The sequence below is a fragment of the Pleionea mediterranea genome, from assembly GCF_003148745.1.
Lineage (GTDB): Bacteria > Pseudomonadota > Gammaproteobacteria > Enterobacterales > Kangiellaceae > Pleionea > Pleionea mediterranea.
Map to the genome: position 1 here is coordinate 38,479 of NZ_QGGU01000004.1, position 16,804 is coordinate 55,282.

General features: G+C 34.9%; 8 protein-coding genes. 3 read left to right on the forward strand and 5 right to left on the reverse strand.

Annotated elements, in window-relative coordinates; genetic code table 11:
• Positions 1-708: 708 nt before the first annotated feature.
• From C8D97_RS05775 to C8D97_RS05790, 3 genes are all read left to right on the forward strand, one after another.
• Positions 709-2,238: a hypothetical protein gene (locus C8D97_RS05775; RefSeq protein ID WP_109762809.1), complete on the forward strand. Its 1,530-nt coding sequence runs from the start codon at positions 709-711 to the stop codon at positions 2,236-2,238.
• An 18-nt stretch (positions 2,239-2,256) separates the two neighbouring features.
• Positions 2,257-4,716, forward strand: coding sequence for a phospholipase C/P1 nuclease family protein (locus tag C8D97_RS05780; RefSeq protein ID WP_109762810.1), 2,460 nt, complete (start codon positions 2,257-2,259; stop codon positions 4,714-4,716).
• A 1,066-nt stretch (positions 4,717-5,782) separates the two neighbouring features.
• Positions 5,783-6,481 carry a hypothetical protein gene (locus C8D97_RS05790; protein ID WP_146196085.1) on the forward strand — a complete coding sequence of 233 codons (699 nt, stop codon included), beginning with the start codon at positions 5,783-5,785 and terminating at the stop codon, positions 6,479-6,481.
• 47 nt (positions 6,482-6,528) lie between these two features.
• On the opposite strand, the gene C8D97_RS05795 is transcribed toward C8D97_RS05790, so the two are convergent.
• From C8D97_RS05795 to C8D97_RS05815, 5 genes are all read right to left on the reverse strand, one after another.
• Positions 6,529-7,488, reverse strand: coding sequence for a hypothetical protein (locus C8D97_RS05795; RefSeq protein WP_109762813.1), 960 nt, complete (start codon positions 7,486-7,488; stop codon positions 6,529-6,531).
• 962 nt (positions 7,489-8,450) lie between these two features.
• Positions 8,451-9,518: a hypothetical protein gene (locus C8D97_RS05800; protein WP_146196086.1), complete on the reverse strand. Its 1,068-nt coding sequence runs from the start codon at positions 9,516-9,518 to the stop codon at positions 8,451-8,453.
• Positions 9,519-10,715: 1,197 nt separating this feature from the next.
• The gene (locus C8D97_RS05805; protein WP_109762815.1) at positions 10,716-13,847 is read right to left on the reverse strand and encodes a response regulator; all 3,132 of its coding nucleotides are present in this window, start codon (positions 13,845-13,847) and stop codon (positions 10,716-10,718) included.
• A 210-nt stretch (positions 13,848-14,057) separates the two neighbouring features.
• The gene (locus tag C8D97_RS05810; protein ID WP_109762816.1) at positions 14,058-14,756 is read right to left on the reverse strand and encodes an HNH endonuclease; all 699 of its coding nucleotides are present in this window, start codon (positions 14,754-14,756) and stop codon (positions 14,058-14,060) included.
• A 229-nt stretch (positions 14,757-14,985) separates the two neighbouring features.
• Complete coding sequence (locus C8D97_RS05815; RefSeq protein ID WP_109762817.1) at positions 14,986-16,728, reverse strand: alpha-amylase family glycosyl hydrolase; 1,743 nt, start codon at positions 16,726-16,728, stop codon at positions 14,986-14,988.
• Positions 16,729-16,804 lie beyond the last annotated feature (76 nt).

Below are 16,804 nucleotides of genomic sequence, written 5' to 3' on the forward strand. Positions count from 1 at the left end.
GAAAGATGCGCCACAAACTTGATCTTCATATGTCTTGTATATTTTAAAAAGAAATTAATTTACTTTGACTAAGGAACTTATCTAGGAAAGGAATTCCTTTCGTTTCTAAATTTATTTAGGTTATTTCTAGCTTTGCTATTAAGTTCATGTGTATTTACTCAAAAGAGGGAATTAAATGATATTGATTAAAGAGATATTGTATTGCCGAGTGTTAGTCTTTTTAACATTCGGGTTAATTACTTCTACATTTAAGTAACAAAATTCGAGCATCAGTCTAAATCTGTTTTAGCACTTATATAGATCTGATGTGTGTATTAACAAAAATGAAAGTTATAAGAGATTTTTTCTAACAAATGCCTATGGTGTAGCGTAGTGAAAGTAACATCACTACTAGGGTTGTCTAGATTGAAATTAATGGTAAATGTTGCATCCATAAATATGAATAACCATGTAAATTAGTATTGGACTTAAATAAATTTTTGGAAAATAGAGAATTATAAACTATGGTGATAGCATCTATATAATTAAGAAGAGTTGATATTAGCGCCGTCAGTTTTAATTAGTATAGTGGATTGTTAGGTATATCTAAGAGATAAACTAGAATGCTTAAAGTATTGGTTGGTACCTCAAGGCTAAAAAAGCATAAGGCTATCAAGGACTAAAATATCTGACTTTGATATATAGTAAGGCAGAGAAGGATAAGTACTCATGAAAATATTATTTATTTTAGTAGTTTTTAGTGTTTCCTTGCACGCAGCTAAATCAACATCGGAAACAATAAATCATTTACCTCATGGGGTATTGGTTAATCAGCCGATATTATCTTGGGAAAGTACAATAACTAATGTTACTAGCTGGGATATAGAGCTTAGAGAGGGCAACAAAGGAAAAGCTGATTTTACTTATTCAACTAATAGTCCTGATAGAATGTTTGAAATTCCACTCACGCTTTCCAATAAAGAGTATAGTTGGCGTGTAAAGTCGAGTGATAATAATAAATATAGCAATTGGCAAAGTTTTCAAATAACCCCTTCTGCAGAAGCTCCATCCAGTAATCGTTTTCTTTTAAAGCCTGAGTCTAGGGAATATGAGTATGAACACGCCATATTGATGGCAGATATAAGTGAGGCAGATACTGTCATCATTAGAACTTTTGATGGAAACACTGTTATAGAAAAGAGTTTATCAAGTATAGGAGGACTGCAAGAACTTATAAATTCAAACCAATACGGTTCGAGGTATATTTTGTATGCATCTCGAAATGGAGTTTCGATTAATCTAAAAATTGGTGAATCGCTTCCACCTGAGCCTCCTCATATAACTTCGCAGTCAATATCTAAAGGATTAGCGCGTATTGATAGTGTTACTTCATCTATGACCAACAACACTAGACTCGGAAATACTAATCAGATTAGAGGGCGGCTAGTTAATGCTTCTCTAAATGTTTTTCCTGCTATAGGCTCTGGAGATTTTTCATTATTTGATGGGGATTCATCTGATGGTAAATATGAAAGCTGTACTATCGATAATAAATTCATTTTGGCGAATATAACTTACTTTCGATCTGTATATAGTATTGATTTAATCACTCCTTTTCATAGTACTTCTGAACAAACAGTAGAGGTAAATGAAAGATCAGATATCTCTTATATGAAAACAACGGATTACTGCTTAGTAGAAGGGGAATCAGTGCGTATTGATTTGACTGCAGCATTTAAACGAATTGATGTTTATCTAAATAGTGAAGACGATAATGATCCTTTGCATCAATCATTTATTCTCGAATCATCTGATCGAAGTGTTGTAATTACTGATCTTCCAAGGGGATATCACGGGCTTAATATTTATTATACACATCTAAATGGTGAGCAAGGTAAGGTAAATTTTGATGTTATTGTTAACTCTAAAGAAGAGTTAATGAAAATTTTTGAAAAACAGCTTTATGCTTTCTTCTATGAGATTAATGAAGATAATAAGGATAATATCAATAATCAATACACTGAAGCTGGTTTCACATACACAGAAACAGTTGCAAAATCATCAAGAACTGAATTTGATAAGTTTTCGACAGAAGAGTTTAGTAAGTTTGTCTTATCCATTATAAAAATTGATTTTAAATTTATTTCTTCAGAACTGATGATTGCTAATGTAATTTACAAGACTGAAGCTGGAAACAAGGCCTTCCCAGTTAAAATGATAAAGAGAAAAGGCAAGCACTGGGCAATATCAGGAATTTGATATTAATAAGGATTAGTTATGAATTTTAAGTATGCAATGTTTTTTATTGTTTTCTGTGTCACTTCTAACATAAGCGAATCTCATGAAGTTTATGTTCATGAGGCTATGACGCATCGAGCTATCACTACATCAAATCTTAACAATAGCCAAGTTATTTTTGATATATACAAAGAATTGAATTTCTCAGGACGTTCTTTTTTGCAGCTAGCGAAACAGGCCGCGATTGATGAAGATACAGGGAATAATTCATTAAAACACTTTTATGATCCTCAAAATAATAGAGGCTTATTTGGCATTGTAGAAAGTGCTAAAAAACGTGCTGTTATAGATTTGCTTCCAAAATTCAGAGAGGCACAATGGCAAGGAAACAAAGCTGAGCAGGCCAATTTATTAGGTTCTATTCTTCATCTAATAGAAGATATGTCTCAGGTACAGCATACACGTAATGATGACCATTGTAATGATTTTTTAAAGTGTTACTTAACAACCAATGGCTATTTACATAAGCCTAGTGAATATGAAAAATATACGCTCGGAAACATTGGGGGATTAAATTTTTCAGGGTATTACTTTGATTATAGAGATTTCAAGACGCTAGATTCATTTTTTCATAACAACACATTTTCAGGAATTGCAGATTATACAAGTAATAATCTTCTATCTGTTCAAACAATGTTCAAAGGGACAAAAGGCGATATGGAAACTCATTCGGACTTTCCAATGCCAAGTCCGAACGATACGTTTTTTTCAAGCTTAAATTATGAGTCTGATGACGGAACAGCGTATCAAGTCGAGTATTTATATGGAAATGTTACAGATAAATTAACGGGTGGTAGTCAGGTTATTCCTTTGGCTCAGGTGGGTGCTCTTGGATTTTTTGGTAAGCTAAATTTATTAGAAGATGATTTTGTTTTTGCACAAAGAAATAGCGTCGTAATTCCACGAGGAGTTGGATACGCAAGGGAGGCAATTAATTTTCTATATGATACTGGAAATTTCAATATTGAAGTAGAGAGCTTTGGATTTTCTAGTACGCATCTAAATATAACAAAAACTAGCCCAGGAGCATTTGAAAAGTATGACTCTAATAGCTTTGAGTCTAAGATGGCAGTAAAAGCCTATGTTGAAAATGAAGATGGCAGTTACAAGTTACTGGGTCGGTATGATGTAGAGTCAGAACAGATTCCTAATATAACCAATCAAAATGACTCGTTGAAAATCTATATAAACTTCGGTGCTAATAATTTAATAAGAGAAAGTCGAGAAAGTAATGTTGTGCTTCAACTTATCGTGTATGGAATGATTAATGGTGATGAAAAACATATTAGCTTTGAAAAGTATAATTGTCCAGAAAGTAAGTGTAATGATATCTATACAATAAATCCCATTGAAGAAAACATACAAGAATATGAATTCGAGAGTCTTACTAGACTATATGGTTACTCATTAACAAGTAGTTCTATTATTGGTAATCACCTTTCAGGTGTTGCTAATTTTAATATTAATGAAACTGTGATGCATAACTGGGATACATACTTCTTTGAGCTTCACGGATTTAATGAGTACTCAGTGGTAAATGAGTCTGAATTATATATACCAGAAGGTTGGGAATTTGATGAATTTACCTATGTGCATTTTTCAAGCATTTCCTATTTGGTAAGGAATAGTTCAGACCTTTCTGAAACCGATCGTATTTCTAATAGTGAATTTATAACTTCGAACAATATGGTGAGAGGAAATTTCTTTTACTACTCAGATGCAGAGAAAAAGTTTGTTAATTCAACAAGTTCTAATGAAAAAGTCGTAATTCACATATATAGCGACTCTAATAATGTTACATCATTTGAAGATGAGTTCTGGATGCCGCCTCAGATTAATCCTCTATCAACTGATAGGTACCTACTGCGATATGGAAATAAAAGAGATCATGATGGGACATATCATGAAGGACATGTTGTTTATTATCTTTATGATCTTGTTGAGGAAACGAGGACTTTATATGATATTGATTATTCATCGGTTGAAAATTCTGATCTTCTCTCGAGTCGTCCTATCTTCATAGGAGATGAACTCTACATTATAAGTGGAGTACAAGGCAATAAATACAAAGTAATTCAAAAGTTAACTGAAAATGGCCTTGGGGAAAGAAAACTCACTAGTATATCGGGTATAGCTCTTCAGTATGTAGTACAAGATGATGGTGTTCCATATGTTCCGGTGTGTCTTGATATAAAAACAACTTGCGAACATATCGGAATTGTAAGGCTAGAGTACATAAATGGTAAGTTGGGTGAGAAGCTTGTTGCTACAAAAAATATAACAGATCCTAATCATTTCTGTTTTGCTTATCGTTGTGGAGAATCAAAATTTCGAATTGAGAATGGCGTTTGGTATTTTGAGAATAACAATAGTGAAAAAATTAACAACAAGTATATTTATAGAAAAAATAGAGTTAATTCTAATGGCATAACATATTAAGTCGGAGGTTCAACAGCAAAGTAAAGCGTTAAGAAACATTTGTATAAGCGTAATGTGCAGTATTGTATAGGCCACTTTGACAACCAATTTAAGTTGCCGATATGAATTATCGACATATTGTCGAAAATGAAAGATATTAAATCTGCCATTATTGAAAGCAGAAAATTCGTATTTGAGGTAGCTCGGATCTTAAGTGAAAGTAAGTCTCACAATATTCCGTGAGATCCGCCGTAATTCTGATCAATGAAAGTATCGCCCCATACAAGCCGAACATAAAGCTTCGAGTGATCCTCAATCTTTTGTGTCGATAAAAATAAATCTAGTAACTTCGGAATGTTGAGTGTCAGCTCTGGTAAGAGTATTCGCCAGAACAGATTTCGCGTCGCTTGTCACAAAAGAACACATTCAAGTCAGTCAAAAGTGGATTTATCAGTACATTTATAGCGATAAGTTATAGGGCGGGGCTTGCACAGGTATCTTTGCTTTTAGAGGAAACGCAGGAAGCGCTATGGGAAAGCGCAAAACTGCAGGATAACAAGCGATGAAGCAAAAAGATTTTTCGAAACTGGTATTTTTCCTACCTGAGTCTATTCTTACCTTCAATAACAATATCGGACGAAGACTGGATGGAGGTTTTTATAGATTCTGAGCAGCCGTATAGAGATTTGAAGCGGGCTGCTCAGGCCTTTTCTAAAGCGATTTTTCTATTTGAAGGTGAAACCGAAAGTGTTAGATTTCTGGATAAGGCAGAGTACCAGTCAGGAACCGTAAGCGTAGTATTACATTTTAATTGTGAATTCTTACTTTTATGTCTTTGAATAGCAAGCCTCTCCGATTCTTTTCGAAGTACTGAGGCTCTTAAGTTTTCTAAAAGTCATTAATTGTTTTACAGGCTTGATTTTCAACAATCAATTTTATAGTATCTTGATTAGGTATTGTGCGTGCCATGTGTTCTTCGCTTTAACTAAAATCTACTTGCTGTATTTAGCTAAAAAATAGGAAATCATTCTTTACCCATAATCAAACATTCTGGTAGCGAAGAGTCAGTAAGTGTGAGGTTATGAATATGAAAGAACATCTTACCTATCAAGAACGCTCCTTTTTAAATAGTGTTGTCGACCAAGTATGTCGGCTACATGGCAGTTATCTCTATAAATATTTGACTGAAACGACTGGTTGGAAAGCGCGTAGTTTTGACTTTTATCATGCTCTAAATAGAAAGTTTAACCAGTTAGATGATTTACAGCTAAATAAAGTTGTATCGTATTTTAGATATGCTGGGCTTTGTGATTTCACTAGAGAAGGTGCTGTTGAATTTAACAATGTGAGTTCATCAAGATTTGATGAGAGAGCATTAAGGAAGACAGAGACCAACTTCATTCGACAGCTAGAGATCCTTAAAATAGAAGCCAGAAAATCTAAAGATAAGGTAGTGAATGATTCATTATATGCATATAAAAAGAACTATGATGTATATGGGTATCTAAAACATCTTGTTCCTGAGCGAGACGAGTTTTTATTTCTAGTTCGAGATTTTGATCCTATACGGTTGCCTTTGATCGATGATGTTATTCGATTAAAAGAAATTAAGCGAAAAATGATGAAGAAGCTTATACACTTTAAAAAAATGTGTAAGAAGTCCAAAGTGAATACCATTGTTCTAGAGAGAAATATATTTGAGGACAATGAAGGGCTTGTTGAGCTCTTAATTTCGCATGGGTTTAGGTTTGACAAGTTTGGCAGTCTTTTTTGGAAAAGTTATTAGTCAGTAGCATGAGCAGGCTTTAAGTCGACTTAAAGCCTGCTCGACTACTACAATATTAAAAAATAAAGTTCGAAAACTGCTAAAAATGATAATGCCGTACAAACTTTAAATAAGAGTTTAGACCTGTTTAATAGTTTTGAGCTATTCTCTTGTAAACATATGTTGTCGTTATTTGACTTTTTTAAGCTGCGCTTGAGTGATTTTAAATCGTCGATCTGGTATTTTACTGACTTTAATACATGGCCTAAATCTATAGGAGAAAGAAAGCTCTCATCTGAAAATTGATCGAGTAATGTGATTCTGTGTGCATGACCAATTGCGGTGTAAAATGGGACGTCTAATTGGGTAATTGCTCTTACAGACTCCACGTCATCCCATACAAAAATAGAGTCATCGTCACCGCCCCTTACGATAAAAATCCCTTTGGGATTGCTATAATTTTCAATAGCGGTAAGGATGGCGTTAACGTTAGTCATATTAGGTGTTTCAACACCCATAAAGTCGTTCTTATTAGAACCTGAGGACGTTAAGAGATCATTGCATCCGACTGAAGTGCCAATAAGCAGTACTCCTTTTAGGTTTTTATTATTTTCTATGAAAGAACGAAGTGTTTGCTTTGGATTTCGATCAGTCGGCAACAATGGCTTCTTTATATCTATACCACTTTGGTTGACGCCAATGCACGGACCATTAACTTCAATTATGAACTTTTTCTTATAGGTATCATAACGAAACTTATAGGGGCCTTGTATCTTAACTATTTGGCCTTCAGCTTGTGGAAATGCATTGGGGGGGCATCGAAATGAAACTTCATAATCGGAGTCAAAAACTGAACGAAGATCGCCATAATAACATTTTATCTCACCATTTTTGGAAAATGGCCGTATTGCTTTGACCATACCCTCTACTACGATTAATGGCTCACTTTGTTTTGGTGACGCCGTATTGATTAAGTCTTCAACAGAGAATGTTGGAATATTAATCACTAAATTGTGTTGTTGATTCATGGTTGGGGTCCTTGTAAAAGATCATTTCCATCGATTTTGATTTAATATATGTAGGATCAAATATCAAGACTACTATTTATGAAGACAAATATTAGTGAATGGGAGATACGACACGATCTAATTGTTAAATATCACTAGTTGAGAATTGTAGAGTGTTTAGTCAAAATATTTATTAATGTGGAGCAGATGTTTTTTCAAAGATGGAGACTGTTTCATGAGGATGGATTGTTAAAGTTTATACGTGTCTTTCCATGCTTTCCACTTTTTAAACAAACATATGGGCTAGCACTATTCTTATTTTGCGTAGTTCAATCTACTTAGAATAATTATGGGTAATTGTTCTATGGTAATTGGACTTTTCGTCGGCCATGCCTGCCTAGGTTTGGTGATAGGCGATTTGCCTTCAATGAGAAAAGAAAAAACGAATCTCAAAGTTGACTGGTGGCTGGTTAATTATTTTTCAGGTTTAAGTGATAAATGTTTTTTGCATTTGTCAACTGTAGATATCAATATATCTTAAATGCTATTTATCCATTATGCTGTATACAGTAAGCAGGCATGAGTGATTTAGGGAAATCGTTATGATATTTACTTAGAGCTGCAGTATGTAGTGCAAGGTTTGAAATATTGACTTGTCATTTTTATGGCAAATTAAATAAACTGGATGCTAGTTTATTGCTCATGTTTTGAGACTCAATACCCCTCACACACCAGAATTTCTTGGCTATCAACATTACTTCTTAACTCAACATCAAGCTTTCTAATTTGACCGTGACGATCTACTATTTGTTGATTAAGGGATGCGGTTGTAGTCGGATCGATTTTCGACTAAATATCAGTAACTATTTCTCAAGCCTAATGCAGGACTTTCTTTAGATACAACTCTCTCCTTCTGTCTATTTTCTTATTCACCGAAAAAGAAGAAGCAAGCAACCTTGTTCGTACAATAAACTGTCTGGCAATTACGATACTCCTAGTTTTTCTTTAAGAAACTCCCTTCGACTAATATATTCTTGCCAAGTCAATGTTGAATTATTGATCATATCTTGTAATACACAAGATACATAATCTTGAATTTCAAGAAACAAAGCCTTCCTATCATCTTGTGAGGGATGTATGTCGGCAAGGAACTTTCCATGATGAACGATTAATGTTCTTAGTCCTCTTTGAATACCATTCTCTACGAGAGAAGAGAAGTATTTAAGTCTTTTTGAAATATTAAGATATTCAGCTTTAGTGTTAGCAGAATGACATGCAATCTGTCCCTTTAGTTTCTTCCAGATTTGATATTCATCCGGACTAGCTAAAAACTCCAACAAAGTCATTAGTCTTATAAATTTTGTTGTTTCATTGGAGGCGGTCATAGCATCAGTTAATAAAGACAAGCCATGCGAAGCAATTAAAGAAACTTCACCTAACTCAGGGGTAGGCATTTGAGTCGTGGGAGGAGAATCAATCTCTAAACCAAGTCCTTTAATCACAATCGAACATTCCACAGCTGCTCCTGCTATTAGGTAACTTTCATGATGCTCAGGTGTATAAAGCATTGCTCCTAGGTACTCCTCTGATCCTAAAAAAGAACCAGCTAACCCAGGTAACGTATCAGAGAGATCTAAACGACAGAAGTTAAAGCGAATTATATCTAGAGCTTTTTCGGCCTTTGAAGACAATAGCTTAATTAACTCAATATCGTCATTGTGATCATGAACTGATAGAAAGTCATGCCAGTTCATCTGATACAAGAATACAATTAATACATTACTTTCTAAAACCTCTACATCAAAACCCGTTGCAGAAGAGCAAATCTCTCTCAATGTTTGCTCATCTAATTGATTATTTCCTCTGGCTATTTCATTTTCCAGTGTTTTGTTGGGTACTGGCCTAAGTGCTCTTAAGTCGAGTTCGCCCGGAGGGAAAAAGTGGAACCTATCGATTGAAAAAGGTTGGTGAATTAATAACCGAGTCACGGGCATAATAACCAACCTGTTGTTAACAGGATTTTCTTTCAATAAGCTAAATATTTCGTCCACTTTCAATGACCTTTGCTAAAAACTAACTGTTTTATGTATATCTTATCCACCCTAGCATCGATTATGTTTTCATACAGACTAAAATCAATACGAACGTTTTGGTGCAAAAGACAAAAATTTATTATTACATTTTTACTTATTGATAAAACTTACAGCTCTACTTTTTAGGTTTATCCTGCTTAAAACCAGTGCCGTGCTAAATTGATTAAAAGTTTATGTCTAGAAGTATAATATAGCTTTAGCCGGATGAATATAATATATTTTGGTTAAAACAAACTACCTATATTCTTCATAATTAAGTATCTTGACTTACTATCAATGCTAGACAGATTTAATAGAGTTTTACGGCTATCTAAGTACAGCTGTTCAAGCCTGATTTAAATATGAAGGTTTCTGCGGCAAGTTTTTTTACGATATTTGATAAAACTATTAGAATATTCATACGAATGAATTAGGTAACTCGATTTATGATTCGGCAGGGGCACATCGAAATCTGATCATTTTGAATATCGCTCTATTGAATCGTTCGGGAACGATAATTATGAATTTTATCGCAATAACAAATTAAACAGGGGAGGTGATACGATTGTGGGAAAAGGTCGGAAAAGCACACTCCCACGCTTGTTAAAGAAAAAGTTAAAACAATTACCATTTGATAATTGGTTGGAGTTTGCTGCTCAAGAAAAAATTGCATGAGGGTTTGATAAAAAATTCTACTTTGCTGGTCCGTATGTATCATGGAAGTTAGCTATCAATGAAAATACTAAGGGTCTGATCCGACAGCATTTTCCAAAAAATACGGATTTTAATCAAGTTACTAAAGGAGAAGTTGAGTTTGTTATGAATCGACTCAATAATCGACCGTGAGCAACACGTAACGGACGGTCACCAAATGAAATGTTTCAGTTGCCTTATGTAAAAAGAGCTTTAATAGCTACAGCTAAAAAGCGTTTAAAATCAGAAATGGTATTAGATTTTTTGGACTCTTATCATTGAAGTTAGAGCTAGATATGGTGCCTGCTCTAGCATCTAATATTATCTAAGGGTGGTGTGAGCGCTCGTTCTACAGAAAAATTCTTATGGAGCGATTTGGAGTTAAAAAAGGGCTGCTGCAAATAAAAGCTAAAAATTGAACAGGCTTTTCAAATTGATGTGTCAGATTAAGTTGAGAAGATTGACTCTATTGAAAAGCTGGATTTATGAGTCAGATATTTTATTTGCCATGAATTCTCCAAGATGTTTTTTCACTTCAACTAAAAACATCATCAATGAATATCTAGTCGTCTTCCAAATATTCTCGATTTTTACGTTATCACCTTCCCGTGCAGCTTCACAAATATCCTCAAGTTCCTGTATCAAAATATCGGATCCCGCATTAATTAATGCCGACTGGCACTGGTAAGCTATTTTAGCAATTTCACTGGGATCTTTACGTTTGATTTGATATTGAAGGTTAGCAATGTAGCCTGGAACTTCTTCATTGAGTTGAGATAGCATGGCTTGTAGCAATAATGTACCACTGCTAGCAATGGATTCTGCGTAAGAAAAGTCGAGTAAAGGTTTAGCTGCGGTATCATTACCCAGATCGACAGCTGGGTTTTTAATATTTATTTCATCGAGATAATTATGTTCAACTTTTTTTATCAATTCTTTTGGATTGATGGGTTTACTCACATAGTCAATCATACCACTAGCAAGACATGCTTCTTTATCTTCTTTAAATGCGCGCGCTGTGACTCCAATAATAATAACCTTTTGATGGCATAGAGCGTAAAATTCAGTGATTATTTTCGTCGCTTCAAGGCCATCTATTTTGGGCATTTGAACATCCATAAGAATGATATCATACTTCCTGGAAAGTGCTCTGGTAATCGCTTCTAAGCCATTATCGACACTTTCGGTAATATGATTGCGTTGCTCGATTATGGTTCTGACTATTATTTCATTGACTCGATTATCTTCGACAATCAACACTGAGCGGTGATCATGTGTTGTTAAATCAATTAATTCTGTCGTTTTTCTCGTTGGTCTATTAAGTAACGAATTGCAAATAACTTGGTACAAATCTTCACGTTTAATCGGTTTTTCTAAATATTTAATGATGTTCAACTCTTTTTGGTTTAGCTCCAAATCAGGCAGTTCACTAGATGACAGCATAATAATACAGGGAGGCATCAGCAGCCCTTCTTGCTTGGCCTGCTGAAGTAAGTCAAGACCACTCTTTTTAGGCATTTGATGATCAACGAGTAAAACATCGTATTGACTGGCTGAATCAGATCCATTAGCCCGTAGAGCATGAATGCCTTCATCTGCCGATGAAAAGACACCACCGCTTGCACCCCATAGCTCAATGATATCGGCTAACCAACGTCGATTAACCGGGTTATCATCTACCGCTATGATACGTATGTTTTTGAGTAATCCTTCTGTTTCTCGCTCAATCTTTTTTAAATTTTTAGATCTTGTTGATTTTTGAAGTGGTAAGGTGAGCTTGAAGGTGGTTCCCTTGCCCACTTCACTTTTAACTTTAATTGAGCCACCCATAATATCAACTAAACTGTCGACGATGTTTAGTCCAAGACCAGAGCCTCCGTATTCACGTGTTGTGGAATCATCGGCTTGTCTAAAATACTCAAAGATTGTGTCAACTTTATCCTTTGGAATTCCTATACCTGAGTCAGAAACACAGATCTGGATCCAAATAAAATCAGTGGAAGACAAGTCTGATGGCTCGATCACATCGGCTTCGACAGATATTTCACCCTTATTTGTAAACTTCAGGGCATTGCCCAGTAGGTTATAGACAATTTGGGCTAATTTAACAGGATCACCTTTAACATACCTGGGTATTTTATTGGAAACGCGATAATGAAGTTCAAGCTCTTTTTTGTATGCATTAGGAGCAAAGCTTTTAACAATATCTCCAAGCTTGTCTTCAAAATCATAGTCGATACTTTCCAGTTCTATTTTTCCTGCTTCAATTTTTGAAATATCCAGTACATCATTAATAACTCTTAAAAGGGATTCAGCGCTGTTTGAAATTAATTTCAGGTATTCTGCCTGTTTGGCATCAAGTGAGGTGCTCTGCATTAGTTCAATCACACCGATGACGCCATTCATAGGGGTCCTTATTTCATGGCTCATATTGGCAAGAAATCGACTTTTGGCGATACTGGCTTCAACCGCTTTTTCTCGGGCAATGTGTAATTCTTCCGTTCGTTCACGGACTTTATTGTCGAGCTCTTGATTGAACTCTTCCAGTTGATCCAGCATGTTATTGAGAGTACTGCCTAATTGGCCAAGTTCGTTTTTAGGTAGTTTGTAAATACGTTGATTGAGCTTTCCACCCCGAACCTTTTCAAGAAACTGTCTTAAATGCTCTATGGGTTTAACAAAACGACTCGCAATGATCAGGCCCATGACCAATGCTATTACAATAACGATGATCAGGCTGAGCCAAAAGTTTCGGATCGTTTGATCCATTCTGCTAAACACTTCAGAAGCGTCTTGCTTAATCACTAGCCCCCAACCTAAATCATTTATATGAGACATAACCGATAAAACTGGCTCACCACGGTAATCTTCAACCTCAGTACGAATAACAGATGTTTCAGAAGTGAAGGCTTGCCCTATCGGCAGCTCAGAGGATATGTTTTTTGTTAAACGGTTAACATCGGTCATTTTTGCAAATCGCAAATTGTGTAAAAATAAATAACGATCGTTTTTTACTTGACGCGCTAAAATACTTTCACCTGTCTCACCAAAGCCTTGATACTCAAGAACGTTGGCTAAAAACGTATCGGCTGCAACCTGTACCTCTAAATACCCTATGATTTTGTCTTCCATTTCGAGTGTTTCGGTAAATATAATGCCCAAATTTTCATCAGATCCTTCCTTAATCCTTGGATAATCAGTAACAACCAAAGTGTTAGTGTTAACTTGGTCGTGATTGCTGACTTTTCTATTAACTTGAGTGATGAAAGATTTTTCAGAGGTGAAAATTGATATTTTTTCAATTCCATTAACAGAATACATGGAGTCTGTTAATATTTGTTTTACGAGCTTATGCTCTTCGGGTTTTAGTGTTTCGTGATCCGATACTAAAAGCCGCAATTTAGTCCGGCTAGCAATGAGTGCTGTTTTGTCTTGATAATGTCGGACGAGGTCATTAATTCGTTTTTTTTGTATGTCGTGCAGTGCAACAAGCTTCTCAATAGCGGTCGTTTGAACAAATTGCTTGTTCTGAATGTAAACAATACCACCGAATATGAGCATGGGTATTGTTGAAAGCGCTATAATAGCTACCAAAATCTGTGACTTATAGGACATAAGTAGAACTTTTTTGAGATATTTTTATTCTATTTAAGCATAGACCATAACAGATTGAATATCTTAGTATTTTGAACTTGATAACAATTTAGTTATTCAGTAGTGGGCTTTGTTTGTAGCTCGCTGGTGGGCGATGTTATGCCTTCTAACTTAGTTTGGTTCGGCCCGGTCAGAGTCATTATATAAAGGGAGAAGATGACTGCTTTTGAATTATTGGCAACGGGTAATCATTCTGTCGATGATCCGTTTTTCAGAGGGCGCGTAATTTAGCTCATATTTTTTCACAATAAAATCAAATTTCTTGACGTAATCACACCTGAATGGATGGTTAGGCGGCATCCATAAATCGGGGCCTTTTGCACCTTTTTCTTGATTTAAACCATCCTCAACAATAAGTAAATTATGATGATCGTTTGCAAAAGTACGTTTGAGTTGTTTTGACCAGTGTTGACCGCCATGACCGTGGGCCCATTTTAAAGGGACAATATGATCGATGTCGACATCGCCTGCTTTATTCCATGTTTTACCTGAATAATGATCGTACCAGCGTCCGGAAATAACGGAGCACCGTTTGTTGTTTCTAAATTTGACTTCAATTAAGGAATGTTCAATAAGTAATTCAGCTCGGGTATTTTGGCAGTCATTATTTGTATCTATCCAATGTGGCCATTCTTTGCGATCATAAAGCGTAGAAAAAGGGCCTACAACTTTCGAGTTCTTTGATATTGGTTTTGAACTGGATGAGATAGACTTCTTATGATTTCTGCTGTGGTAGTGATAACCAGTGCATAAGCCTTTTGAAATAGACTTATTACTGCAGCGATGACCGCCTGAGCTATCCGTTCTACCGCTATGTGGAGCTGCGGTAAAAGATATTACGAGTAGACAAATAAGAGTCCAATTCTTCATGCTTTTCCCCTTAAAGTAGGTATTTGACTCGGCATTTTATTTTACCATACAAGTTTTGATGGCTAAGAGCTGCAGAATATTGAGACCCGGATAATAAATTCTGATATGACTTTGATAATGAATTTATAAAGCACCAGGGTTAGGATTTTGGAAATATTATGACCTAGTGCTACTTATAAATATTTACGCGATATGAAATTATACCTTATTATTTGTTTTGTAATGCAAGTCAAGAAGAAGTACGTTTTAGAACCATAAACTCACCTTTATCTAATTTAATATTTTTGTCTATAGTAATTAAACGTCTATTAAGTAAGTTGGTAAACGAATTTCTAGATATTGCTCCTGAGTCTAAAACTTCTTCTCTATCATGGCTTAGATTTAATACTAAAAATAGTACTTCATCACCTTTAGTATACTTTAAACAGAATATATTACTTGTAGTATCTATTCTTTTTATTGATTCAGGTGAGTTAAAAGTTTCATTGTTTCTTTTTAATGCTATAAGAGATTTATAGTGATTTAAAAGGGATTCATCTTTTAGGGTTTGTGAGTTGACATTTATAGTATCTATTTGACGATTGTTTGATGTGTAACTTTTCCACCAAGGAAGGAAGCTTGTATCCCAATAAAACCAATCTGAATTATCAACCCAAAGATATTCAGAGTTTGAAAATCCGGAGTTTATGTCCATTGACCATTGCATAGGTGCTCTTCTATAAAGATCAAAACCATTACGGTACTGACCTAAACCAATCTCTTCACCATAGTAAATAGTGTTTGATACTGGCATGGATAGCATGATTGAAGCTGCTATTTTTTGTTTCAAAGGGTGCATTTCTACTGAGGTCGAAAATCTATCTAAATCATGATTGTTTAAAAATACATTAAAATAATCATGGGGAATATTAGTCGATATTCTTTTATCAAAAATATTCCAAAGAGAGTCTTTTATGGCATTTACATGGATGGAACGAGAAACTCTTTTGCTTGAATATAAAGAAGCATAATCAGATAATATGCTTTCAACTTGATGTCTAAATTCAAAGTCAAAAACCATATCAAAACCAGAGCCATCTAAATAATATTTAGATGCATTATCTAAGTTAGTATATGCTTCGCCTATTAAAAGGATGTTTTGGTTATTAGATTTTAGGCTATGTCGTATTTTTGACCAAAGGTTTAAGTTGCTTTTCGTGTCAGATCTTCCTGATACAGAGTCATCTTCTATGAGATATCGAACAGCATCAAATCTAATTCCATCAATACCAATATCAACCCAGTAGTTAAGAACTTTTAGTATATCGTTAAGAACATCTGGATTTTTAAAATTTAGATCGGGCTGTGTCCAGCCAAAAACTCCATAGTAGTAGTCAGGTCTAGAATTTTTCTTGTGCCAAACTTTGTAAGGATCAATGTCATTTCCCCAAGCAGTCCCAGCATTAGATGGAGGTTTATTTGACCAAACAAAATAATCACTGTATTTCTTATCATTATTGAGAGCTTTTTGAAACCAAGGGTGATGCTCAGAAACGTGGTTAATAGGAATGTCTAAAATTACTTTGATCCCATATGAATGTGACTTATTTAGTAAATTTTTTAGATCATCCAGCGTCCCATACTGAGGGTTTATTTTATAAAAGTCTTCTACATCGTATCCATGATAAGAAGGTGATGCAAAAATTGGAGAAAGCCATATCGCATCAACACCTAAGCTGCGAATATAATCAAGCTTCTCTATAATACCTAGTATGTCACCATTTCCATCATTATCTGAATCATAAAAAGATCGTACCCATATTTGATAGATGACCTTGTTACTCCAAATCGAATTGGATTTGGGATTTAGAATTAATTCACTATTATTCGAACTAGCTTGGCTTTCATTATTGTCGAGGGGCAAGTTCTCATTACAAGCACAGATAAATGTGAGTGTTAGGAGTGTTAGAGTAATCATTAAACCTTTTGGCATCGTAAATATATCCCTTACAAAAAACACAATAAAGCCTAGAATACTAACTCAGTACATTTATTTTAAAAACCCAATG

Coding starts and splice junctions, on each gene's coding strand:
- C8D97_RS05795 (WP_109762813.1), bottom strand. CDS start 7,488: ATGAATCAACAACACAATTTAGTGATTAATATTCCAACATTCTCTGTT.
- C8D97_RS05815 (WP_109762817.1), bottom strand. CDS start 16,728: ATGCCAAAAGGTTTAATGATTACTCTAACACTCCTAACACTCACATTT.
- C8D97_RS05805 (WP_109762815.1), bottom strand. CDS start 13,847: ATGTCCTATAAGTCACAGATTTTGGTAGCTATTATAGCGCTTTCAACA.
- C8D97_RS05810 (WP_109762816.1), bottom strand. CDS start 14,756: ATGAAGAATTGGACTCTTATTTGTCTACTCGTAATATCTTTTACCGCA.
- C8D97_RS05780 (WP_109762810.1), top strand. CDS start 2,257: ATGAATTTTAAGTATGCAATGTTTTTTATTGTTTTCTGTGTCACTTCT.
- C8D97_RS05790 (WP_146196085.1), top strand. CDS start 5,783: ATGAAAGAACATCTTACCTATCAAGAACGCTCCTTTTTAAATAGTGTT.
- C8D97_RS05775 (WP_109762809.1), top strand. CDS start 709: ATGAAAATATTATTTATTTTAGTAGTTTTTAGTGTTTCCTTGCACGCA.